Origin of the sequence: Phenylobacterium sp. CCH9-H3, from assembly GCF_001557235.1 — a bacterium.
Lineage (GTDB): Bacteria > Pseudomonadota > Alphaproteobacteria > Caulobacterales > Caulobacteraceae > Phenylobacterium.
The window spans coordinates 1-23,134 of sequence record NZ_LSJI01000046.1; the positions used below are offsets into that span (position 1 = coordinate 1).

Here is a 23,134-nt window from a genome sequence, read left to right on the forward strand (position 1 = left end):
GCGGGCGACCAGCTCGTCCTTGTGGAACGGCTTGGTCATGTAATCGTCGGCGCCGCCCGAGAAGGTCTTCACCTTGGTCTCGATCTCGGCCGTGCCCGACAGGATCATGATCGGGGTATTGATCTTGCCGACGCGCAGCGTCCGCAGGACGTCCATGCCGCTCATGTCGGGCAGATTCAGGTCCAGGAGGATCAGGTCGTAGTCGTAGATCTTGCCCAGATCGACGCCTTCCTCGCCCAGATCCGTCGTATAGACGTTGAAACCTTCCGACTTGAGCATCAGTTCGATGCTCTGCGCGGTGGCGCTGTCGTCCTCGATCAACAATACGCGCATTGGCCTCTCCTGCCGCGTCCCCGCATTCCCCCACGAATTCTGGTGAATCCGCGTTATGCCTCGCCGTTAACCTGCCCTACCGTCCTTTAAGACAGGTTAATGGTCGCTGGTCCCGACCTCCGAATCGTTAATCTGATTTCGGAATCCGACTCAAGCTGGGCCGGCCTTCGGGCGAGTCGCGGACGTGTTGAATCTTTCGTGATTGGACGGCGGCCGCGAAGCGCGGGTGGGAACGCCTCGCGCCGCAAGGGGTTCTGACCTGGACAATAGAGGCCGGAGATCCCCATGACCGACCACCCCGAAACCCTTGCCCCGTACCGCATGCCGTGGCGGCGCGACCAGGTGAAGCAGCTCGGCGCGCTAACCCCGATGCTTAGGTATGTTCCGAGGAACCCGCTGTTCCTGATCGGCGCCGCCGTGGTCGGCGTGGCCGGCGTGCTGGCCTGGCGCAACCGCGAGCGGATCGCCACCGCGGCCAGCCCGGTGATCGACGACGCCCGCGCCAAGGGCCAGGCCCTGATCGAAGAGGCCCGCACCAAGGGCGAGGAACTGATCGAACAGGCCAAGACCACCGGCGAGGCGGTTGTCGCCAAGGCTCGGACGCGTCGTCGCGCCGCACCCGAAACGACCACGCCGGAGCTACACTGAAGCCTGTTCTTCACACCCCCTTAAGCCTGAAGAGGCAATGTCCCCAGCGTAGCTGAGGGGCGTGCGTGAAGAGCCTGGTGGCCGCGGTCGAGCGGCTTGATCCTCTGACGGTTTCCGGGCGGGTGGCCGCCGTCAACGGCCTCCTCATCGAGGCCCGCGGCGGCCTGTCGCGTCTGGCGGTCGGCGCGCGCGCCGAGATCGACCGCTTCGCCGAAAAGCCCGTCGCGGCCGAGGTGGTGGGCTTCCGCGAGAACCGCGCCCTCCTGATGCCGTTCGGCCCCGTCGAGGGCGTCGCGCCCGGCGCCGAGATCCGCATCCAGCCCCTGGGCTCGGCCGTGCGCCCCACCAAGGCGTGGCTGGGCCGCATCGTCGACGCCTTCGGCGAGCCCATCGACGGCAAGGGACCGCTGCCGCAGGGCATCGCCGCCTATCCGCTCCGCGCCTCGCCCCCGTCGGCCCACGCCCGCGCCCGCGTCGGCGAGCGGCTGGACCTGGGCGTGCGGGCCATGAACGTCTTCACCACTTGCTGCCGCGGCCAGCGCCTGGGCGTCTTCGCCGGCTCGGGCGTCGGCAAGTCGGTGCTGCTCTCCATGCTGGCCAAGAACGCCGACTGCGACGCGGTGGTGGTGGGCCTGATCGGCGAGCGGGGCCGCGAGGTCCGCGAGTTCATCGAGGAGACCCTGGGCGAGGAGGGCCTGCGCCGCGCCATCGTCGTAGTCGCCACCTCGGACGAGCCGGCCCTGAAGCGCCGCCAGGCCGCCTACATGACCATGGCCATCGCCGAGTTCCTGCGCGACCAGGACATGGAAGTCCTCTGCCTGATGGACTCGGTGACCCGCTTCGCCATGGCCCAGCGGGAAATCGGCCTGGCCGCCGGTGAGCCGCCCACCACCAAGGGCTACACCCCCACGGTCTTCACCGAACTGCCCAAGCTGCTGGAGCGGGCCGGCCCCGGTCCGATCCGTCCCGACGGCACCAAGGCGGGCCCCATCACCGGCCTCTTCACCGTCCTGGTGGACGGCGACGACCACAACGAGCCCATCGCCGACGCCGTCCGCGGCATCCTGGACGGCCACATCGTCATGGAGCGCGCCATCGCCGAGCGCGGCCGCTTCCCGGCGATCAACGTGCTGAAGTCTATCAGCCGCACCATGCCCGGCTGCCAGACGCCCGAGGAACGGGTCGTCGTCCGCCAGGCGCGCGAGGCGCTGTCGGCCTATTCGAACATGGAAGAGCTCATCCGCATCGGCGCCTACCGCGCCGGCGCCGATCCGCTGATCGACCGGGCCATCGCCCTCAATCCGGCGGTCGAAGGGTTCCTCTCGCAGGATCCCAACGACGCCACCGGCCTCGAAGACTCCTTCGCCGGCCTCGCCGATATCCTGAACGGAGCCGCCGCGTGAGTTGGGCAGAGTCGCTGATCAAGCTCTCCACCTATGAGGCGGAGGTCCTGCAGAAGCGCCTCGCCGAGATCGTGGATCGCCGCGTCGCCGTCGAGATGCGGCTGGCGATGCTGGAGGCGGAAGGCGAGGCGGAGGCCATGTTCTCGGCCCAGGAGGCCACCGCCGGCATCTACCGCGCGGGCTTCTTCGAAGGTCTCAAGCTCCGCAAGGCCAAGATCCAGTCCGAGATCGACGTCATCCTGATCGAGGAGCAGGGCGCCCGCGACGCGCTCGCCGAGGCCTTCGAGACCCAGAAGAAATACGAGCACATCGCCGAGAACCTCAAGCTGGAGGCGCGCAAGGCGCAGGGCCGGCTGGATTCCGCCGCCCTGGACGAACTGGGCCTCCGCAAGAAGGCCGGTTAGGCGGCGCGCGCGGTCCGATCCGCCACCGCGTCCAGGATCCGCGTCGTGGCCGGCGCCCCGACCTCCGCTCGCCGATAGGCCACGCCAACCTCGCGCCGCAGTCTCAGGTCGCTGATCGGCCGTACGATCGCGGGCGTCGACGCGGGGACCACGCCTTCGGGCAGCACGGTGGCGCCGATCCCGGCCTCGACCAGCGCGATGGCCCATTCCTCGGTCGTCGCCACGGCGGCGATCTCCGGCTTGAAGCCCAGGTCGGCGGCGCCGGCCGCGTTCTCGCAGTTGCAACGGGCGATGAGAGGCAGCCCCTTCAGGTCCTCCAGGGACAACGTCGGCTTGAACCTCAGCTTATGCCGCGGGGGTAACGCGACCACATAGGCCTCCGACCAGAGCGGCGCGAACGCCTCCTCTTCGCTCGCCATGCTGCGCGCGATGATCCGCGCATCGCAGGGCTCGTCGGCGCCGACCAGCGACAGCCTGACGGTCGGGTCATCGGAGAGCGGCTTCAGCACGCCGAGCGTGCGGGAGATGTCCAGGCTCGACATCAGGCCCACGACGATCCGAGCGGCTGGCGGCGCGGCGAAGAGGCTTTTCAGCGCCAACGCGTCGTCCACCAGCCGCCGGGCCCGGGCGTATAGCGCCTCCGCCGCCGCGGTGGCGGCCACGCCTTTGCGATGGCGCACGAAGAGCACCGTCTCGAGCTCGCGCTCAAGCGCGGCGAGGGCGGTCGAGATCGAAGGCTGCGAGATGAAGCAGCGTCGCGCCGCCGCGGTGACGCTTCCGGTCTCGTACACGGCCAGAAAGTAGCGTAGCTCGCGCAGTTCCATAGTCTATACCTATGTGAACGGTTTGAAATCCATATTTTACGAATATCGTTCTCTGCGCAAGGGTGGGGCGTTCAGGAGAACCCCATGCCTTTCCAACAGCTCACCTTGCCCCTGGCCGCCTTCGTCGCGGGCCTTCTGATGACCGCCTGCCAGGCGCCGCCCGTCGCGGCCGAACTCGCCGCGCCAACTCCCCCGGCGGCCCATCCGCCGGCTGGCATGCGCATCGCGGCCCTGTCTTCGGGGTCCACCCAGTCGTCCGCAGCCATGGCGTACGAGGGCGGCAGGAGCGACGACCGGCGGACCTTCGTGGCCGGTGCGATCCTGGTGGATCATCCGAAGGGGCGACTGCTGTTCGACGCGGGCTACGGCCGCGATCTTGTCGAGCATTTCAAGACCGCGCCCAAGATCATGCAGATGTCGCTGAAGCCTGTTCTGACCCAAACCGTGGCGGCGCAGCTGACGGCGGCGGGAATCCCGCTGTCCAGCCTCAAGGCCATCGTCCTCACGCACGCCCATTGGGACCACGTGAGTGGTGTCGCCGACATGCCGGGCGTGCCGGTCTGGGCGAGCGCGGCCGAGCTGGCCTTCATCCAGAGCGGCAAGGACGGCGGAACGCTGGCGCGGAACCTGGGCCTGAAGGACTACCGCGCCTTCGACTTCCCGGACGGCTCCTACGCCGGGTTCACCCGGAGCTGGGACGTGTTCGACGACGGCAGCGTCGTGTTGGTCCCGGCCGCTGGCCACACGCCCGGCTCGATCGTGGCCTTCGTCAACACGCCCGATGGCCAGCGCTACGCGTTGATCGGGGACACGGCTTGGCAGGCCGAAGGGGTCGCTTTGCCGGCCCAGAAGCCGCTGTTGACCCGGTTCGCGGACGAGGACGCCGCAGCGACCAAGGCGATGCTGGAAAAGCTGCATGCCCTGAAGGCGGCGCAGCCGGATCTGGTGGTCGTGCCGGCCCACGACGAGCGGGTGTGGGCGACCCTGCCGGCGCTCGCGCCGGCTACGGCGAAATAGGGCCTACTTCCCCTGGCGGGCGCGTTCGGCTTCCACGTCCTGGCGCAGGACGTGGAGGTCTTCACTGATCTTGAAGATCGTCACGTAGAACTCGCAGAACGCCCGCCACAGCAGGACGGCGATGAAGACGCCCAGCATGCCCACGCCCAGGACGCCGACGGCCAGCAGGATGCCCCAGCCGCCCTCGCGGATCGCCACGCCCACCGAGGCGCCCAGCACCCCGAACGCCAGCACGCCGATGATCCCCAGGCCCGCCCAGTAGACCAGGTGGACGACGCTGCCTGTGATCAGGCGCTCGAAGGTCAGCAGGTCCCAGAGGAATTGGCCGTTCGTGCTCTGGGGTCGCTGGAGGGGTCGGCGCATCCGAAATCCGAGACTCAAAAACCGGGCGAGGCGCCGGTCAGGCCCGAACCGCTATCAGCCGAACGGGCGGGCTGCAACGTCGGTCAGATCGCGCCGACGGTCTTCAGGCGGGCGCGGGGGTGGATTTCGTTCTGGCTCATCACGGGCGTCTGGCCGCGGAACCGCTCGATGATCGAGCGGACATACGGGCGGACGGTGGGGCTGGTCAGCAGCACGGGGCTGTCGCCAGCCAGGGCCGCGCGCTCGAAGGTTTCCCGCACGCCGCGGATGAACTCCTGCAGCCGCGAGGGGGCGAGCGCCAGCTGCTTCTCGTCGCCCGTCCCGACCAGGGCGTCCGCGAAGGCGTTCTCCCAGTCTGCCGACAGGGTCACGATCGGCAGGGCCCCGTCGTCGCCGCGGTAGGCGTAGCAGAGCTGGCGGGCCAGGCGGCCGCGGACCTGCTCGACCAGCAGGGTGATGGAGCTGGTGTGCGGCGCGGCCTCGCCGATGCCTTCGAGGATGGCGCCCAGGTCGCGGATCGAGATCCGCTCGCGCAGCAGCGACTGCAGCACGCGTTGGACCGTGGTGGCGGTGACCACGCTGGGGATCAGGTCGTCGGCCAGCTTCTTCTGCTCGGCCGGCAGGTCCTTGATCAGCTTCTGGACCTCGGCGTAGGTCAAGAGGTCCGGCATGTTCTCCTTGAGCACCTCGGTCAGGTGCGTGGTGAGAACCGTGGCCGGGTCGACGATCGTGTAGCCGCGGAAGGTGGCCTCCTCGCGCAGGCCGTCGTCGATCCAGGTGGCGGGCAGGCCGAACGCCGGCTCCTTCATGTGCTCGCCGGGCAGCTCCACCTGGGCGCCGCGCGGATCCATGGCCATGAGCTGGCCGATGCGGACCTCGCCCGCGCCGGCTTCCATCTCCTTGATCCGCAGGCAATAGCCCTGCGAGGGGAGGCGCATGTTGTCCAGGATGCGGACGCTGGGCATCACGAAGCCGAAGTCGGTGGCCAGGGTGCGCCGCAGCGCCTTGATCTGGTCGGTGAGCCGGCGGCCCTCCAGGTCGTTGATCAGCGGCAGCAGGCCGTAGCCCAGCTCGATCTTGATCTCGTCGATGGCGAGGGTCTGGGCGATCGGCTCGTCCTCGGCCTCGGCCGGCGCGGGGGCGATGTCCACCACCTCCGTCTCCGGCGGGGCGTGCGACCGCCGCCAGGCCAGGACGCCGGCGCCCACCGAGAGCAGGGCGAACGGGATGATCGGCATGCCGGGGATGACGGCCAGGGCGCCCGCGGCGGCCGAGACCATGCCCAGGCTCACCGGATTGGTGGCGAGCTGGGTGACCAGGGCCTTGTCCGCCGAGCCCTCGACGCCCGCCTTCGACACCAGGAAGCCGGCCGCGATCGAGATGATCAGCGCCGGGATCTGGCTCACCAGGCCGTCGCCGACCGACATGATGGTGTAGGTCGAGAAGGCTTCGCCGAGCGGCACCTTATGCTGCATCACGCCGATCAGGATGCCGCCGATGATGTTGATCGCCAGGATGATCAGGCCGGCGATGGCGTCGCCGCGCACGAACTTCGAGGCGCCGTCCATGGCGCCGAAGAAGGTGCTTTCCTGCTCCAGCTCCTTGCGGCGCTTCTTGGCGTCGTCCTGGTCGATAAGCCCGCTCGACAGGTCGGCGTCGATGGCCATCTGCTTGCCGGGCATGGAGTCCAGGGTGAAGCGGGCCGCCACTTCGGCGATCCGGCCCGAGCCCTTGGTGATGACGACGAAGTTCACGACCACCAGGATCGCGAACACGATCACCCCGATGATGAAGTTGCCGCCCATCATCAGCCGGCCGAACGTCTCGATGACGTGGCCCGCGCCATGCGCGCCCTCGTGGCCGTGGCTGAGGATCAGGCGGGTCGTCGTGATGTTCAGCGCCAGCCGGTAGAGGGTCGCCACCAGCAGGACGGTGGGGAAGGCGGTGAAGTCCAGGATCCGCTTCATCAGGAGCGCGGTCATCAGGATCAGGATCGACATGGCGATCGAGATCGAGAGGAAGACGTCCAGCATGAACGCCGGGATCGGCAGGATCATCAGGACGACGACGCCGATGACGCCCAGCGCCATGGCCACTTCGCCGCGCATCACCCAGCCCATCATCTCCTTGCCGGAGGGGGCGGTGGTCATGCGGGAGGAGAAGCCGGTGTCGGCCATCAGCCGTGATGCTCCAAGAGGCGGTCGTCGACCCTGCAGACGTTATCGGCGCGGCGGGGCGCCGATATGGTTAACGAAGATGACCGGCGCGGCCTTTTCAGGCCGCGCTCGCGCCCATCTGCGGGGCGGGCACGGGCACGCCGGCCTCGGTGTATTCCTTCAGCTTGTTGCGCAGCGTCCGGATCGAGATGCCCAGGATGTTGGCCGCGTGGGTGCGGTTGCCGAAGCAGTGCTCCAGGGTGTCGATGATCAGCTGCTGCTCCATCTCGGCCACGGTCTGGCCGACGAACGAGCGGGTGGCGATGTCGGCGGCGCTGGCCGCGGCCTGGGCCGTTCGCGCGTGGGCGTCGGCGGGAGCCAGCGGCTGGCCGTCCGGCAGGCGGATGGCGTTCTCGTCGATCTCCGGACCCACGGCCAGCAGCACCGCGCGGTGCATGGCGTTCTCGAGTTCGCGGACGTTGCCGGGCCAGCGGTGGGCGGCCAGCCGGCGCTTGGCCTCGGTCGACAGCGGCTTTTCGGGCATGCCGTTGGCGGCGGCGTACTTCTTCACGAAGAACTCGGCCATCGCCAGCACGTCGCCCGGGCGGTCCCGCAGGGACGGAATGCGCAGGTTCACGACGTTCAGGCGATAGAGCAGGTCCTCGCGGAACGTACCCTCCTTCACCGCCTGCGCCAGGTCGCGGTTCGAGGTGGCGAGGATGCGGATGTCCACCTTCACGGGCTTGGAGCCGCCGACCCGGTCGATTTCGCGCTCCTGGATCGCCCGCAGCAGCTTGGCCTGCAGGCGCGCGTCCATCTCGCTGATCTCGTCCAGCAGCAGGGTGCCGCCGTTGGCCTCCTCGAACTTGCCGATCCGGCGGGCCAGCGCGCCGGTGAAGGCGCCCTTCTCGTGGCCGAACAGCTCGCTCTCGAGCAGGTTCTCGGGGATGGCGGCGCAGTTGACCGAGATGAAGGTCCGGTTCGCGCGGCGCGACTTCTGGTGGACGTAGCGCGCGATGACTTCCTTACCCACGCCGCTCTCGCCGGTGATCAGGATCGAGGCGTCGGAGGGCGCGACCTGGTCCGCGAGCTGGATCACCGACTGCATCGCCGGGTCGCGCACCACCATCGGGCGGTTGTCGTCGCTGACCGCGGCCAGCACGGCGGCGATCAGGGCCGCGTCCGGCGGCAGGGGGATGAATTCCTTGGCCCCGGCGCGGATGGCGTCGGCGGCCCGCTTGGGGTCGGCGGCGATGCCGCAGGCCACCACCGGCGCCCGGATCCGCTCGGCCTCGTTCGCGGCGATCAGGCCCGCGATGTCGAGGTCGTAGTCGACCATCAGGAGGTCGGCGCCCTGGCCGGCCCGCAAGGCGTGCGTCGCCGCCTCGATGGTCTCCACGTGGCTGACCTTCGCCCCCGCGCTCATCGCCATCTTCACGGCGGTGGAGAGCTGCCCACTCAGTTTTCCGACGACCAGAAGCCGCATATCCCTACTCCTTCAAACGCCGGTCTCAGACCTGGGCGTCGCCGTCCTTGATGATTTCCGTCATGGTCACGCCCAGCCGCTCGTCGACGATCACGACCTCGCCGCGGGCCACCAGGCGGTTGTTCACGTAGATGTCGATCGCCTCGCCCACCTTGCGGTCCAGCTCCAGCACCGAGCCCTGGGAGAGCTGCAGCAGCTGGGCCACCGACATGGACGAGCGGCCCAGCACGGCCGAGATCGCCACGGGGACGTCGAAGACCGGCGCCAGGTCTCCGGCGGTGCGCTCCTCGCCGAGCAGGTTCGCCAGCACGTTGTCGGCGTCGGCCTCCGGGGCGAATTCGTCGAGTTTCAGGTCGTCTTCGGCCATGGGTCTAGCTTTCGCTGCCGGGGATCAGGGGTTCGGCGTGCAGCCCTTCGGCGGCGAGCGCCGCCTCCAGGGCCAGGGTCACTCGGCCGGCGGCCTGGGCGGGATCGAAGGCCGCCTGGCCGTCGCCGAAATCGAGGGTGAAGGCGTGCCGCCCGAAGGCGCCGTCGGGCTTGACCACCACCGCGCCCTCGAAGCCGAGGCCGCGGGCGGCGTCTTCCAACAGCGCTTGGAGGTTCTCCGCCAGGGCCGGATCGGCCGACACCACCAGCCGGGGCTGGGCGTCGATCTCGCGGGCCAGGGTCTCCAGGGCGGCCAGCACGGGCGCCTGGGGGAACTTCTCGAGCGCGGAATCGGCGATGGCGCGGGCGCAGGCCAGCGCCAGGGCGGCCGAGCCCTGCCGGTGCTCGTGCGCCACCTCGGCCAGCCGCGGCAGGGCCTGGGCGCAGGCCGCGGCGATCTGGCCGAGCGCGGCCGCCTGCTGGGCGGCGATGCTGGCCATGGCCGCCCGCTCGCCCTCGGCCCGGGCCGCGGCGCGGATCTGCTCGACCTCCTCGATCGGGAACAGGCGCTTGGGCCGCGGCGCGGCATAGGCGACGCCGCCCTTGGCGTCGAACTCGGTGTCGAAGCTGAATTTCTGGAGCGCTTCGGACATCAGTAGATCAGCTCATCGTCGCTGCCCGAGCCGGCCAGCATGATCTCGCCCTTGTTGGCGAGGTCCTTGGCGACCTGGACGATGGCCATCTGGGCCTGATCCACGTCGCGCAGGCGAACGGGACCCATGCTCTCCATGTCCTCGCGCATGATCTTGGCGGCGCGTTCCGACATGTTGGAGAAGAACATCTCGCGCAGGCTGTCCGAGGCGCCCTTCATGCCCAGGGCGAGCTGATCCTTCTCGACGCTGCGCAGCAGGGTCTGCACGCCGCCGGGGTCCAGCTTGGACAGGTCCTCGAACACGAACATCAGGGCCCGGATCCGCTCGGCCGCCTCGCGGTTGCGCTCTTCCAGGGCGGTGATGAAGCGGGTCTCGGTCTGGCGGTCGAAGGCGTTGAAGATGTCGGCCATCATCTCGTGGCTGTCGCGCTTCGAGGTGCGGGCCAGGTTCGACATGAACTCGTTGCGCAGCGTCTGCTCGATCTTGTCCAGGATCTCGCGCTGCACCGGCTCCATCCGCAGCATGCGCATGACGCACTCCAGGGCGAAGTCCTCGGGCAGCGAGGCCAGGACCCGGGCGGCGTGCTCGGACTTGATCTTCGACAGCACCACCGCGACGGTCTGCGGGTATTCGTTCTTCAGGTAGTTGGCGAGCACGGCTTCGTTCACGTTGCCGAGCTTGTCCCACATGGTCCGGCCGGCCGGACCGCGGATCTCCTCCATCAGCGCGTCGACCTTGTCGGGCGGCATGATGGAGGCCAGCAGCTTCTGGGTCTGTTCGAACGAGCCCATGATGGCGCCCGTGCCGGCGGCGCCTGACACGAACTCGACCAGCAGGTCCTCGACCACGCTGGCGGCCACGTTTCCGAGGCTGGCCATGGCCTGGGAGATCTCCTTGATCTCCTCCTCGTCCAGCGCCTGCCACACCTGGGCGTGCTCCTCGCCGAGCGCCAGCAGGATGACCGCGCACTTCTCCGCCCCGTTCAGCCGGGAGGGGTCGACGATGCTCTTCGAATTGCTGCGTGCGACGGCCATCAGGGGGTCTCATGCAACCAGGAGCGGAGGATCGCGACCGACTCGTCGGGGTGGCGCTCCACGAACTCGGACACCTTCTTCACCGCGCTGGCGCGGACCTGGCCGTCGACCCGCGCCATGTCGATGCGCGCGTGGGCGTCGTCGCCGCCGCCGCCCGGCCCGGGCAGGGCCAGCTGGCTGCCGTCGGCGCCGATCTGCATCGGCTGGCCGTCGGGGGTGACCATCACGCGGGTGATCTGGCCGGCCGGGCCGACCAGCGCTCCGCCGCCGCCCATGGCGCCGGCCGCGCCCTTCTTGCCGCCGCCGCCGCTCAGCAGCGGGCGGGCCACGAAGAAGATCATCAGGACGCCGACCAGGGCCAGGACGCCCAGTTCGACGGCGCGCATGATGTCGTTCTTGTCGAACCCCATCAGCGGACTGGAGGCGACCACGCCGGCCCCCTCGTCCACGGTGGGGAACTTGACGTTGATCACGCTGACCTGGTCGCCCCGCTCCTGGTTGTAGCCCACCGCGGTGCGGACCAGCTGCTCGATGCGCTGCATCTCCTCGGCCGAGCGGGGCGTGTACTCGCCCGGCTTCCCGTCCTTGCCTGCGGCCGTGGCGCCGTCCACGGCGACGGCGACGGAGAGGCGCTTCACCGTGCCCGGCTCCTGCACCTCGGTGCGGACCGTCTTGGAGATCTCGTAGTTGGTGGTGGAGTCGGTGCGGCCGCTGGCCGAGGTGTTGCTGTTTTCGTCGTCGCCGGGCGCGCCCGGGATGTTCGCGGCGACCGAAGCCTGGCCTGAGCCGGACCGGTCATTCTCGCGCGCATTCTCTTCGGTGGTGGATTCCGACCGGATGACCTGGCCGTCCGGGTCGAAGGTCTCCTGCTGGACCGTGACGCGGGCCAGCTCCAGGTCGGCGGTGACGTTCACCCGGGCCTTGCCGGCGCCGACCATGCCCTCGACCAGGTTCTTGACCTGCTTGGCGATGCGCTGCTCGACCTCGGACTTGCGGCCGTCGGCCTCGGCGGCCGTGCCGGTCTCGCCGCCCGACAGGGTCTTGGCGTGCTGATCCACCACCGTGACCCGGTCCGGCTTCATGTTCGGAACGGCGCCGGCCACCAGGTTCTGCAGGGCCCGGACCTGCTCGGCGCTCGGGGCGCGGCCGCCGACCCCGATGGTGACGGAGGCGGACGGCTGCTCGGCCTCCTCCTCGAACAGCTGCCGCTTCGGGAGCACTAGGTGCACGCGGGCGGAGTTGATGCCGTCCAGGGAAAGGATGGTGCGCGACAGCTCGCCCTCCAGGGCGCGCTGGCGGTTCAGCTGCTGGACGAAGTCGGTCTGCCCCAGGGCGTTGGCCTCGTCGAAGATCTCGTAGCCCACCGAGCCCGCCGTCGGCAGGCCCTTGGACGACAGCATCAGGCGGGTGGAGGCCACCTCGTCCCGGGGCACCATGATGGTGGAGCCGTCGCCCTTGACCTCGTACTTGACGCCGGCCTGGTCCAGGGCGGCGGTGATCGAGCCGGCTTCCTTGAGGTCCAGGTTGGAATAGAGCAGGGCCTTGGGCTGACCAAGGTTCATGAAGACGGCCGCCAGGACGGCGGCGAGGCCGGCGCCGATGCCCAGGATGGCGGCCAGCCGGCCGATCCCGAACCTCTGCAGCATGCCAACGAACTGGTTCAACCCGTCGCCCCTTCCCGTCACGCAGGGGCGCTTTGAAAGCGGTCCTCCCCCTCAGGTAGGCAGGATTTACCCAGTCCTTGGTTAAGGGGCCGTTTAAGCGGAGCCGTAGCGGGCGGGACAGGCTGTCGCAGGTCGGCTTTTTTTGCCTACCGGCTCCAGGGCTCCAGGGCGCCGTTCATGGCCAGCAGCACCGAGAAGCCGGCGTAGATGAGCACGGTGATCGTGAAGAACACCTTCCGAAGCGCCGTCCAGGAATCCACCCGCCGCCCGCCCTGCCAGATGGCGGGCGCCGCGGCGATCGTCACCAGGGTCAGGCCGGCCGCCACCAGGGCGCAGGTCGAGGCGGTGATGATCAGGGGACCCGGCCAGCCGTACATGATGGAGGGAATGTCGGACGCGCCCGCGCCCCAGGCGCCGAACAGCCCGATGGCCGCGAGCCAGAGGCCCGCCTGGATGTTCTGCACCAGGGCCGCCCGCGCCTGGATCTGGTTCTGGCGCAGCTCGCGGCGGTTGCGCAGGGCCAGGCCCATCAGGGTGGCGAACGCCGCGAACGCCGTCAGGCCCGCCGCCAGGACCAGCATGCCGGGCCTCTGCGTGAAATCGGCCCGCTGCAGGGTTTCGGCGTTGTAGGTCGACCGGAAGCTCACCGCCTCGCCGTCCTCCAGGTGGAAGGTCAGGCGGTCGTCCCCGGTGCTCGAGACGAACCGGCCGTCGGCGGCCGGACCGTCCGGAACCCAGGCGCGGGCCTCGCCCATGCGCCGCGTCAGCAGCCGCCCCCCGGGGGTGACCTCGACCGTCGCCGCGCCGGCGATCAGCCCCACGAAGCCCTCGAGGCCCCCATAGGCGCGCCGGGTGGAGAGGTAGTCGCCCTCGAAGGTCTTGGCCGCCGCGAGCAGCTCGGCCGAGCCGGCGCGGGGGAAGACGGTCGGCGGCGCATAGAACTGACCGACCAGGGCGTCGGGCAGGGCCGCGGCCACCTTGGCGCCGCCCTCGCCGTTGGTGGTCACGAACACGCCGAGCCCCAGGTCCGGTACCAGCACCATGGCGGAATGGAACGCCAGGGTGTCGCCGAGGTGGCCATAGCCGCGGTGGCCTCCGGGCAGGGCGAAGACCATGAAGCCATGGGCCCAGCCGTTGATGCCGGGCGGCGTCTGCCGCATGGGCGAGCGGAACGCCCGGGCGGCGCGGGGCCCGAAGACGGCGGTTCCGTTCCAGACGCCGTCGTTCAGCAGCATCAGCATGTAGCGCGACATGTCGCCGGCTGTGGACGAGGCCGAGCCCGCCGGCGCGATGTGGCCGATGTACTCATAGTCGGCGGGGAAGAAGCCTGCGTTCCGCCAGGCGTAGCCCACGGCGACGTCGCCGCGGAGCCGCTCGGGCATGGCGGCGGGCAGGCCGCGCCGCTCGGGGCGCGGCTCGCGGAAGGTGGTGGCGTTCATGCCGAGCGGCACGGTGATCTCGTCCTCGACGCGGCGCTCGAAGGTCTTCCCCGAGACGAACGACACGGCCTCGCCCGCCAGGGCGACGCCATAGTTGGAATAGCTTGAGATCACGCCCCCGCGCCGCTCCCGGCTGGGCCGTTCCTGGCGCAGGTAGAGGTCCAGCGGGCGGACCCGCCGGGGATCGTTCTCGAAGAGCTGGCCCAGGGCGCGGTCTTCGAAACCCGAGGTGTGGTTCATCAGCGAGGCCACGGTCACGTCGCGGGACGCGCCCGGGAGCCGCACCCTCTCGGGCAGGTAGAGGTTGATCGGCCGGTCCAGGCGGATTCGGCCGGCCTCCACCTCCTTCATCAGCAGGATCCAGGTGAAGGTCTTGGAGATCGATCCGATGCGGAACAGCGTCCGGTCGGCGTCCACCGCCCGGCGCGGCGCGAGGTCGGCGAAGCCGTAGCCCTTCTTCAGCACCACCTGGCCGTTCTGGACCACCGAGACCGCGGCGCCGGGAACATGCTCCCGGGCCATGGCGTCGGCGATCCAGCCGTCCACGAACGCCTCGAGTTGCGCGGGGTCGATCGGCTGGCCGGCCGCCAGCCGCGCGCCGTCGGGCCGCTTCGCCGGAACCGCGCTCGCCTCGGTCGCCACGGGAACGGTCTTGGGCCTGGCGGGAGGCGGGGTTTGCGGCCGGATCTTGGTATAGGGCACGGGCGCCTTCGGCAGGCCGGCCGCGGGCGGCGGCGTGTCCTGGGCGAGCGCGACCGGGGCTGTGAGAAGCGCCAACGCCGCCGCGATCGCCTTGCCGAACCTGCGCATCTTCAAGGCTGCTCCCCTATGAGTCTCGACCATAGCATCTCGGTTGAGTCGCGGCGCCTGTAACGCCGGTCGCCCACAGCATCGAGCGGAGCGGCCGCGCCTAGTCGGTCGTGCGCAGGCTGTCGAAGGCGTAGAGCGGCAGCATCGGCCGCAGTTGCGCGCCGACCCAGACCTGCGGCTCGGACGGCGGGCTCAGCTTCTCGGCGATCTCGCGCCGCCGTACGCACTCCCGCACCGCGCCCGCCAGGGTTCCGAAGTCGTTGGCCCGGGGCATGGCCGACAGGAAGCAGTCGTCGAAATAGGGATACTTGATGTCCTGCCCGCAACCGAACGAGGTGCGGTCGGGCCGGGCCGCGGTCACCACCATCCGGTTCGGCTTGGCCAGGGTCGGCACGAAGACGCCGGAGAAGCAGGCCGAGATCACCACCACCGTCGGCCGCGGGCCGCAGGTGCGGTCCAGCATGTCGGCCAGCACGCCGGGCCGCAGCAGGCCCTGGTCCAGCTGCGCGCCCTGCGGCAGGCCGTGCGAGGTCATGTAGAACAGGCACCCGCCGGCCGTGCGCGCGGAGAGGTCGCTCAGCGCGGCGTAGATCCCGCGCAGCTCGCTCTTCTGCGGATTGGTGTCCTTGTAGCGCTCAGGCCGCACCGAGAACTGCCGGATGTTGCCCGGCTGGAAGCCCGCGCGGACGAGGGCGGCGCTGACGTCGCGCCGGGCGTTGTCGAAGCCCTCCGAGGGCGCGCCGTCGTGGGCGTGCCAGTCGCCGGCGACCACCACCGCCGACCAGTCCGAAAAGGCCGAGGCCGCCTGCGCCCCGCCCGCCGCCGCCGCCAGCCAGAAGGCCGCGAGGAAAGCGAGGAGGCGGGCCATGCGGGACGCCTACTTCTTGTAGTTGGCGAAGGGGGTCGGGATCGCCGTGCCCGTGGCCTTGGCCAGCAGCCGGCCCTCCGGATCATACAGCTCGCCCTCGGTGAAGGCGACCTGCCGGCCCCACTTCACCACGCGGCCGATCCCCTTGATCTTCCCCGGCTGGCCGGGGCGGAAGAAGCTGGTCTTCATCTCCAGCGTCGGCGCGACCGCGGTCATGCCCGAGGCCACCATGCAGGCCACGCTCATGGCCTCGTCCAGCATGGCGCAGAGATAGCCGCCCTGGATCTGCTTCATGGGGTTGAGCAGCAGCTCGGCCTTGGCGTCGAACTCGACCTCGACGGACTTGGTCGCCTGGTTGACGCCCACCATCCGGAAGCCAAGCGTCTGGGACCCGGTCGGCTGGTTCTTGGTGCGCAGGAACCGCTGGAGGATGGCCTCGTCGGTCAGGGCCCCGTCCTCGGCCTGAGAGGGCTCGGGCGCCGCCACGTCGCTCATGCGGTCATTTCTTCCGGAACTGGTCGAGGGAGACGATCGTGGCCTCCGCCGCCTTGGCGGGCGCTTCGTCGGCCTTGGGGTCGGTCTTCGCCTCGGGCGCGGCCTTCGCCTCGGCGGGCGCGGCTGGCGGCGGCTCGAACTGCAGCAGGAACTGCACCGAGGGATCGTAGAAGCGCGTGATGGCCGCGTAGGGGATCGACAGCCGCTTGGGCTGGCCGCCGAACTGCAGGGTCACGGAAAAGAAGGTCTCGCCGGGCGCGAGGTCCCAGTACTGGTGCTGCAGGACGATGGTCATCTCGTCCGGGTACTTCGACAGCAGGTCCACGGGACCGGAGACGCCCGCCGCGTCGGTCTTGAAGGTGATGTAGAAGTGGTGTGAGCCGGGCAGCCCCTCGGGCGCGGCGGCGCGCTTCAGCGCGGCCTTGGCGACGCCCCGCAACGCATCCTGCGCCAGGGCCTCGTAGTTCATCAGATCCTGGACCGGCGGATCCTGGGCCACACGCAAAACTCCGAAGCAGAACGAATGTTTGGAAGGTAGCGACTGCCGGCCCTTACGCAAGGCTAGACGACGGAAAGTCGCGCGCTTCTCTGCCGGAGGGACAATTTTGGAAGAAGGTGGGAGGCTTCTGTTGGCAGGCGCCTCCAAGTTCTCACTTGAAGATGGGAGGCGCCGCGGAAAGGTTGGGTGGGAGGCTTCTGTTGGCAGGCGCCTCCCGGGCCCCGCCTAAGGATCTGAACCCCTAGGACTTGGTTCGGATGTTACCGGACCGCATTACGCAGCCAGGCGAACTTCCTCAGCGAAGTTATCGTTCGCATTTAGTTTAAGACCCGGAACGGTGGGTCAAGCCGAGAGAAAGCAGCGCCTTTACACGTCTGTCGATGCTGATCGGCCCCTCACTTTCCGGCGATAACCCGGAGGAAGATTGGTGGAGCCGCCGGGAATCGCACCCGGGTCCAGTCCGCTTATTATACGCGCGTTTATCTCCATAGTCGGGCGAACCCGACGCCCTACATATAGGCGCAGCGCACCGAAATTCAAAGAACCGGGCGCTCTGCCGCACCCGCGGCGCGCGGCATGGGCGGCGGAGGCGCCTGCGGCTCCGGCTCAGGCGGCTCGACCTCGGGCGCGGGGGCCGGCTCGGCGCCGGGCGGCGGCAGGCGGGCGTCCGGGTTGACCTTCAGACGGCCGCCGCTGGCGACGAGCTCACGATAGGCTTCGCGGGCGTTGGAAAAGTTGGCGCCTCCCGGGAAGATCACGTCGAACCTCGGATCGTGTCCCATCGCCGCCCCGAGCACGGCCTCCAGGACATCGGCCGCTTCGCCCACCTCGGCCGGGTCGCAGGCGCGGTGAAGGGTCACCGCCTGGCCCCGCGTCACCAGCGTCACGTCGTAGGACGAGCCCAGCAGGCACAGGGCGTCCGCCGCGTCGGCCTCCACCACCCGCACGTCTCGGGGCGACTTCCACAGGGGCAGGTCGCGCAGCGCCTGGAACCGCTGCGCCGAGCCGGGCGGCAGCTCGGAGTCGAAGCCCATGCGCCGGCCGATCACCGCCTCGCAGCAGGCCAGACCCGCGCGCCCTTGGACGAAGGCCTTGCCGTCGCTGCGCACCGTCACCCGGGTCACGGTCTGGCGCACGCTGTTGGAGGGCCGGGTCCAGACCTCCAGGATCATCTCGTCGCCCCGCACCAGCTGCCACTGCAGCGGCATCAGCCCCCAGAGCCGGTAGGTGGAGGGCGCCACGCCATTGTCCGGGGCGGCCTGGGCCTCGCCGCGGCGGATCCGCCGGCCGCCCAGCGGGTCGGCGGCCTCGGGAATTTTGAGGCGCTTCTCCTCCCACCAGCTCTTGGGATCCGGGGGCGGGAACGGCCAGATCTCCGCCTCCGCGGGCGGGGTGCCGGGCGGTGGGCCGATCACCGTCGGCTTCGCCTTCTTGCCGGGAATGGGCACGAACAGCGGAAGCTGCGCCGAGGCCGGGGCGGCCACGCTGACAGCGATCAGGCAGGCGAGGGCGACGCGTATCGACACGCCATGAAAGAGTTGGGCCGCCGCCGCGGTTCCCTAGAAGACCTCGACGCCCCGCTGCAGAGACAGCACGCCGGTGCGCGAAACCTCCACCAGACCCAGGCCCTTCATCAGGTCCACGTACTTGTCGATCTTGGACGAGGCGCCCGTCAGTTCGAACACGAAGCTCTCGTGGGTGGTGTCCACCACCTTGGCCCGGAAGATGTCGGAGACGCGCAGCGCCTCGACCCGCTCGGCGCCCGTCCCCCGCACCTTCACCAGGGCCAGCTCGCGCTCGATGCCGTTGGGGTCCTTGGTCACGTCCTGTACGTGCCGGGTCGAGACCATCTTCTGCAGCTGGGCCTCGATCTGCGCCAGCACCTGGGGCGTGCCGCGGGTGACGATGGTGATGCGGCTGGTGTGGGCGTTGGCGTCGGTCTCGGCCACCGTCAGGCTGTCGATGTTGTACCCGCGCGCCGCGAACAGCCCGACCACCCGGTGCAGGACGCCCGGCTCGTTGTCCACCAGCACCGCGAACGTGGCGCGGCTCTCCTCCTGGTCCGTATGGGCGAGGTCGTAGACGGAGGCAGGCTGGGTGTCGGTCATCGCGCGGTTCCTGAACGGTCGGGCAGGAGGTGTCACAGGACGGGGCGCGTCGCAATGGGAGAGGGGGCCGGCCTTCGCTCCCGATGTTCGTCATCCCGGGCGCGGCGCAGCGCGAAGACCCGGGACCCAGCAGACGGGACCTTGAAGCTGCGCCACGACGGATGACGCAGGCAGCGTCGGCGGCCTAGCTTTTGCCGATGGTCGGGCGTGACGCCTTCATCGCCGTCTACACCCTGCCGACCCGCCGGAATGCTCTACACTGACATCACGAGCGCCCTTGTCGCGCGTCCGCGGATCGGTCTCCGCAATGGGTGGAAAGCTGAAGTTCGCTACGGGCGGACAGGTAGGCGCCAGGCAGCCACCAGGGCAGCCGCCTTTCGAGCTACATCCATTCGATGTTCGTCGCTCGTCTCGAACTCGATCCGCTCGCGCTCAATCTTGGCGAGATACTCGACGACCCGAGCGTCCGGTGAACCGGTTCGCACGAGTTCCCAAAAGCCTGGCAGATAGGCTCGATACTCATCGTCGGGCCCGTCGGCTTCATAGACGCCGATCGGATCCCATTGCCGAAATAGCAGGCGGTCGAGGGCCTCGTAGGCTCCGGCTTCCTCGGCACTAAGTTTCGTTCCCATCACCGCACCGTGATACCTATTGCCAAGGTCCGCAATGGGTCGCAAGCCGACCTCCCTCCCGCTGTCCTAGAGCCGCATTGAACGCCCGCACTTGACCGCACTCCGCGGATGTTCTACTTTTGTTCCATGGCCGACGCCGTTCCCAGCAATGTCCAGCTCGCCGAGCTGACCCAGGTGGCGTACCGCCTGGGCAAGGCGTTCGGCCAGGCGGCCGAGCAGGCTGAGACCCACGAGCGGCGGCTGGAATTTTTCAGCGCCTTCGACCGCGCCTTCTTCTCGGTTCGGGTGGGGATCGCCCTGCAGCTGCGCCTGCGCCGCGAGGCCGCAGTCCCGGCGGAGCGCGAGGCGGAACGCGAAGACGAGCGCGCCGAGCCGCTGGAGCGGGATCCCGCCGAAACCGGCGAGCGCTACACCGAGCGCGACCGCGACCGCGATGTCGAGCGCGCCAGCTTTCCTGTCCTCCTGCGCACGCTGGAGGGCGTCGCCGACGCGGCGGCCCGGCTTCCGGGGCCGCCGCCCGCCGAGCTTCCGACCCTGCGCGAACTCCTCGCCCAGGTCGCGCCCACCCCAGAATTTGCCCGGGCCCGCGTCCGCCCGCAGACCGCGCTCCGCGCGCGCCTGACCGGCTCCGGCGCCAGCGTGGCGCTCGCCCCATCGCCCGCGCGGCGCACGCCGCACGATCCGCTGGCTCACCGGCGCGCGACCGGCCCGCCGGGGTGATCGTGGTTCCGCGGCCACACCTGCCGCCAAGCTTGTTCCCGACCGCAACACGGCTTTTGACCGTCCGGGCGAACGTGCTACCTGCGCCGCCCTCAAGGACGAGAGCCATGTCGAAGCACCAGCCCAATTACTCGCCCGCCACCACCCTCGGCCGCCAGGTCGAGCGGATGGGCGTGCGCGCGTGGGAGGATGCTTCGAACTAGGTCTCATCATCCTTGAGGCTGATCGAAAGAACCCCTCCCGGCCCGGCCGCGGAGGGGTTCTTCGTTTCGGAAGGACGTTTTGCCGCCGCGGGGGGCCGGGAGGACCGGACAACGAAAGGACAAGTCCGATGAGCGGCTATGACGTGATCGAAGGCAAGAGCGTCCACATCAAGGCGTGGACCCGCGGCGTCCAGCTGGAGGACAGCGCGCGCGAGCAGCTGCGAAACGTCGCCAGCCTGCCGTTCATCCACCGGCACATCGCGGTGATGCCCGACGTGCACTGGGGAATGGGCGCGACCGTGGGCTCGGTGATCCCGACCGTGGGGGCGATCATCCCGGCGGCCGTGGGCGTGGATATCGGCTGTGGGATGATGGCGGTGAAGACCTCCATCCGGGCCGAGCATCTGCCGGATGACCTCGCCGCCATCCGCAGCGCCATCGAGGCCGCCGTCCCGCACGGCCGGACCGACAACGGCGGGCGCAACGACGTCGGCGCCCACCAGGGCGATCCGCCGGCGCTGGCGCTGGAGAAGTGGGCCGCCCTGAAGGACGGCTACGACGCCATCGTCGAGCGTGACGCAAAGGCGGCGCACCCGCGGGGGCTCGGCCACCTGGGCACGCTCGGGACCGGCAACCACTTCATCGAGCTCTGCCTCGACGAAGCGGGGGACGTGTGGGTGATGCTGCACTCCGGCTCGCGGGGCGTGGGCAACCGGTTCGGGTCCTACTTCATCGAGAAGGCGAAGAAGGACATGGAGCGGTGGTTCATCCACCTGCCGGACAAGGACCTGGCCTACTTCCCGGAAGGGTCGGACGGCTTCGTGTCCTACATCCGCGCGGTGAGCTGGGCGCAGAAGTACGCCATGGCCAACCGCGAAGTGATGATGGGGCAGGTGCTGGACGTGCTCCGGGGCGTGTTCCCGGACCTGGCGACGGCCGAGGTGGCGGTGAACTGCCACCACAACTACGTCACCCAGGAGCGGCACTTCGGCAAGGACGTCTGGCTGACCCGGAAGGGTGCGGTGCGGGCGGGGCTCGGCGAACTGGGGATCATCCCGGGCTCGATGGGCGCCCGGTCGTTCATCGTGCGCGGCAAGGGCAACCCGGACAGCTTCTGCACGTGCTCGCACGGCGCCGGCCGGGCCATGAGCCGGGCCGAGGCCAAGCGGCGCTTCACCCTGGACGACCACGTGGCCGCCACGGTGGGCGTCGAGTGCCGGAAGGACGCCGACGTGATCGACGAGACGCCGATGGCCTACAAGGACATCGACGCCGTGATGGCGGCGCAGGCCGACCTGGTCGAGATCGTCCACACCCTCCGGCAGGTGGTCTGCGTGAAGGGCTGACCCAAGGGGCCGCGCCACAACCTGGCGTGGCCCCGAGGCCACAGCCGCCCGGTGTTGCGCAGCCGGCATTAACCTTTGCCTTGCCGCGCGGCCGCGGGGCGTGAGAGACAGCCTTCCTTCTCGAACGAGAGCCTTCGAATGACGACGCACAATCGCATGACGGAAAAGGATCGCCCGCGGGCGGACCTTTGCGTGCGCGTCGCCGCCGGGCCGGACGCGCCGATCACTCGACGCTGACCGCGCTGTGCTCCCTGGGATCACGGCGCATCCCTCGGAGCCTAAGATGTTCAAGCTGTTTTCGGGCGTTGCGCCGGTTCCGGAGCGGACCGAACCCACGGCCCTCCTGAAGCTGGTGGCGGGCGAGTTCGCACCCGCCGTGGCCGGCCTGTGGCCGGATCCGCACACCGATTTCCTCACCGCCGCCACGTCCCGCCGCCATCTCGTCTGCCTGACGCTGGCGATGGACCGCGACCTGGGCGCCCTGGCGGGCGTGATCCTGCGCGGCCGGCTGCGCGAGGCGATCCGCCTGGCGCTCGGGCGCTCGCCCCCCGGTCTGGAGCGGGCGCTTGGGCGGCTGGGCGAGACCGCTTGGAGCGGACCGGCCTATAGCCGGCTCCTGGATCTGCTGGCCGACCCGGCGGCGGCCAAGCTGCTGCGCCATGCCGAAGCCATCGACGGCGCGGCGGTCGGCCGGCTGACGCGGCTGCCCGAGCCGATGGGCCGGGCGCTGCAGCTCGCCCTGGTGCTGACCGACGACGCCGCCCAGGCCCTGGGCGAGGCGGCGGGCGCCATCGCGTGCCGGTCCAGTCCGGCCGTGGCGCGGGCGGCCGCCGCGCGGTGGGCCGGGGCCGAGAGCGAAGCGGCGCTGTTCGACGCGGTGCGGGAAGACCTCTATCCCGAGCCGCCGGCGCCGCCGTTCGCCGGCACGGCGACGCTGAAGCCGCTGGCCACCAAGGCCGCCCTGCGCGCCGCCGCGCGCCGCTATGCCAACTGCCTGGCGACCCGGGTGACCCACGCCGTGGGCGGGTTCTCGGCCTACTACGAGTGGACGCGCGGGACCGGCGCGATCGTCGAGATCAGCCGCGACGCCATCTTCGGATGGCGGCTGGAGGAGGCGAAGGGGCCGAACAACGAGGTGCTGGATCCCGAGGCGCGCCGGGCCCTCGCCGCCGAGCTCGCCGCCCTGGGCGTGCACGTCGGCCGCAGCGGCTGGCAGCTGGAACGCGCGCTCAGCCGCGACGTCGGGCGGGACTGGCGGCTGCCGTCGGTGGCCGAGGACCTGGTCGAGGTCTTCGGGGCCTGAACGGCCGCGCTTGCCTTGGGGACATCGGGCGCCAACATGGCCCCGATGTCCTCGCTTCGCCCGCCCCGCAACCTCGGCCGCCGCCTCGACTTCGAGGCCGGCGACGCCGTGCTGCACCACGAACTCCTGGAGGAACAGGCCCAGTCCCTGGGCCGCGCCGGCCGCAAGGTGGAGGCGGCGCTGGCCGCCCTGCGCGAGCACCCGGAGGGCGAGGGCCGTCTGCTCCTGGTCAAGGCCGCGGCCGACGCGGTCTGGGGCTTTTTCGTGCAGCGAGAGGTGATGGGGCTGCGCGACCGCGCCGCCGTGATCGCCGAGTATGGGATCCCGCGCGAAGTGCTGGCGCGCCTGGGCGCGCGCTGA

General features: G+C 69.9%; 24 protein-coding genes and 1 other RNA gene. 8 read left to right on the top strand and 17 right to left on the bottom strand.

Annotated elements, in window-relative coordinates; translation table 11 throughout:
* Positions 1-333, bottom strand: a 333-nt coding sequence (locus AX721_RS03850) for a response regulator (protein ID WP_156466992.1), incomplete at its 3' end; no start/stop codon positions are given.
* 285 nt (positions 334-618) lie between these two features.
* Here AX721_RS03850 and AX721_RS03855 point away from each other — a divergent pair.
* From AX721_RS03855 to AX721_RS03865, 3 genes are all read left to right on the top strand, one after another.
* Positions 619-981: a hypothetical protein gene (locus AX721_RS03855; protein ID WP_068874712.1), complete on the top strand. Its 363-nt coding sequence runs from the start codon at positions 619-621 to the stop codon at positions 979-981.
* 65 nt (positions 982-1,046) lie between these two features.
* Entirely contained in the window at positions 1,047-2,384 is a 1,338-nt protein-coding gene (gene fliI / locus AX721_RS03860) for a flagellar protein export ATPase FliI (RefSeq protein WP_068874713.1), read from the top strand.
* Positions 2,381-2,788 (top strand): flagellar export protein FliJ, encoded by a 408-nt coding sequence (locus AX721_RS03865; protein WP_068874714.1) that lies wholly within the window; start codon positions 2,381-2,383, stop codon positions 2,786-2,788. Before fliI ends, AX721_RS03865 begins: the two co-directional genes overlap by 4 nt.
* On the opposite strand, the gene AX721_RS03870 is transcribed toward AX721_RS03865, so the two are convergent.
* Positions 2,785-3,612, bottom strand: a complete 828-nt coding sequence (locus AX721_RS03870) for a LysR family transcriptional regulator (RefSeq protein WP_068874715.1) — start codon at positions 3,610-3,612, stop codon at positions 2,785-2,787. The two genes, AX721_RS03865 and AX721_RS03870, sit on opposite strands and share 4 nt — an antisense overlap.
* A gap of 84 nt (positions 3,613-3,696) precedes the next feature.
* On the opposite strand from AX721_RS03870, the gene AX721_RS03875 reads away from it, so the two are divergent.
* Positions 3,697-4,629, top strand: a complete 933-nt coding sequence (locus tag AX721_RS03875; RefSeq protein WP_068874716.1) for an MBL fold metallo-hydrolase — start codon at positions 3,697-3,699, stop codon at positions 4,627-4,629.
* 3 nt (positions 4,630-4,632) lie between these two features.
* Here AX721_RS03875 and AX721_RS03880 read toward each other — a convergent pair whose 3' ends face one another.
* The 15 genes from AX721_RS03880 to AX721_RS27220 form a co-directional block, all read right to left on the bottom strand.
* Positions 4,633-4,992 (bottom strand): DUF4282 domain-containing protein, encoded by a 360-nt coding sequence (locus tag AX721_RS03880; protein WP_068874717.1) that lies wholly within the window; start codon positions 4,990-4,992, stop codon positions 4,633-4,635.
* Between the two features lie 83 nt (positions 4,993-5,075).
* Positions 5,076-7,142 carry a flagellar biosynthesis protein FlhA gene (gene flhA, locus AX721_RS03885; protein WP_156466997.1) on the bottom strand — a complete coding sequence of 689 codons (2,067 nt, stop codon included), beginning with the start codon at positions 7,140-7,142 and terminating at the stop codon, positions 5,076-5,078.
* Positions 7,143-7,266: 124 nt separating this feature from the next.
* The gene (locus AX721_RS03890; RefSeq protein ID WP_068874719.1) at positions 7,267-8,634 is read right to left on the bottom strand and encodes a sigma-54-dependent Fis family transcriptional regulator; all 1,368 of its coding nucleotides are present in this window, start codon (positions 8,632-8,634) and stop codon (positions 7,267-7,269) included.
* 25 nt (positions 8,635-8,659) lie between these two features.
* A complete protein-coding gene (fliN, locus tag AX721_RS03895) occupies positions 8,660-9,001 on the bottom strand; it encodes a flagellar motor switch protein FliN (RefSeq protein ID WP_068874720.1) in 342 nt (113 codons plus the stop codon).
* A 4-nt stretch (positions 9,002-9,005) separates the two neighbouring features.
* A complete protein-coding gene (locus tag AX721_RS03900; RefSeq protein WP_068874721.1) occupies positions 9,006-9,653 on the bottom strand; it encodes a flagellar assembly protein FliH in 648 nt (215 codons plus the stop codon).
* Positions 9,653-10,687: a flagellar motor switch protein FliG gene (gene fliG, locus AX721_RS03905; protein WP_068874722.1), complete on the bottom strand. Its 1,035-nt coding sequence runs from the start codon at positions 10,685-10,687 to the stop codon at positions 9,653-9,655. Before fliG ends, AX721_RS03900 begins: the two co-directional genes overlap by 1 nt.
* Positions 10,687-12,351, bottom strand: coding sequence for a flagellar basal-body MS-ring/collar protein FliF (gene fliF / locus AX721_RS03910; protein ID WP_082765383.1), 1,665 nt, complete (start codon positions 12,349-12,351; stop codon positions 10,687-10,689). The genes fliG and fliF overlap by 1 nt, the downstream gene beginning before the upstream one ends.
* Before the next feature lie 146 nt (positions 12,352-12,497).
* Positions 12,498-14,600 (bottom strand): serine hydrolase, encoded by a 2,103-nt coding sequence (locus AX721_RS03915; protein WP_082765385.1) that lies wholly within the window; start codon positions 14,598-14,600, stop codon positions 12,498-12,500.
* 100 nt (positions 14,601-14,700) lie between these two features.
* Positions 14,701-15,468: a C13 family peptidase gene (locus AX721_RS03920; protein ID WP_068874724.1), complete on the bottom strand. Its 768-nt coding sequence runs from the start codon at positions 15,466-15,468 to the stop codon at positions 14,701-14,703.
* Between the two features lie 9 nt (positions 15,469-15,477).
* Positions 15,478-15,963, bottom strand: coding sequence for a PaaI family thioesterase (locus tag AX721_RS03925; protein WP_068874725.1), 486 nt, complete (start codon positions 15,961-15,963; stop codon positions 15,478-15,480).
* A 4-nt stretch (positions 15,964-15,967) separates the two neighbouring features.
* The gene (locus AX721_RS03930; protein ID WP_369796614.1) at positions 15,968-16,432 is read right to left on the bottom strand and encodes an SspB family protein; all 465 of its coding nucleotides are present in this window, start codon (positions 16,430-16,432) and stop codon (positions 15,968-15,970) included.
* 215 nt (positions 16,433-16,647) lie between these two features.
* Positions 16,648-17,007, bottom strand: a transfer-messenger RNA (tmRNA) gene (gene ssrA / locus AX721_RS03935).
* Entirely contained in the window at positions 16,999-17,988 is a 990-nt protein-coding gene (locus AX721_RS03940) for a hypothetical protein (protein WP_068874727.1), read from the bottom strand. The genes ssrA and AX721_RS03940 overlap by 9 nt, the downstream gene beginning before the upstream one ends.
* A 33-nt stretch (positions 17,989-18,021) precedes the next feature.
* A complete protein-coding gene (gene ilvN / locus AX721_RS03945) occupies positions 18,022-18,570 on the bottom strand; it encodes an acetolactate synthase small subunit (RefSeq protein ID WP_068874728.1) in 549 nt (182 codons plus the stop codon).
* A 329-nt stretch (positions 18,571-18,899) separates the two neighbouring features.
* The gene (locus AX721_RS27220; RefSeq protein ID WP_156466994.1) at positions 18,900-19,247 is read right to left on the bottom strand and encodes a hypothetical protein; all 348 of its coding nucleotides are present in this window, start codon (positions 19,245-19,247) and stop codon (positions 18,900-18,902) included.
* An 81-nt stretch (positions 19,248-19,328) separates the two neighbouring features.
* Here AX721_RS27220 and AX721_RS03950 point away from each other — a divergent pair, with 81 nt between their 5' ends.
* From AX721_RS03950 to AX721_RS03965, 4 genes are all read left to right on the top strand, one after another.
* On the top strand, positions 19,329-19,922 hold the full coding sequence (locus tag AX721_RS03950; protein WP_156466995.1) for a hypothetical protein: 594 nt from the start codon (positions 19,329-19,331) through the stop codon (positions 19,920-19,922).
* Between the two features lie 331 nt (positions 19,923-20,253).
* Positions 20,254-21,471 carry an RtcB family protein gene (locus AX721_RS03955; RefSeq protein WP_068874730.1) on the top strand — a complete coding sequence of 406 codons (1,218 nt, stop codon included), beginning with the start codon at positions 20,254-20,256 and terminating at the stop codon, positions 21,469-21,471.
* A gap of 283 nt (positions 21,472-21,754) precedes the next feature.
* A complete protein-coding gene (locus AX721_RS03960; RefSeq protein WP_068874731.1) occupies positions 21,755-22,774 on the top strand; it encodes a hypothetical protein in 1,020 nt (339 codons plus the stop codon).
* A gap of 36 nt (positions 22,775-22,810) precedes the next feature.
* On the top strand, positions 22,811-23,134 hold the full coding sequence (locus AX721_RS03965; protein ID WP_197422453.1) for a DUF6665 family protein: 324 nt from the start codon (positions 22,811-22,813) through the stop codon (positions 23,132-23,134).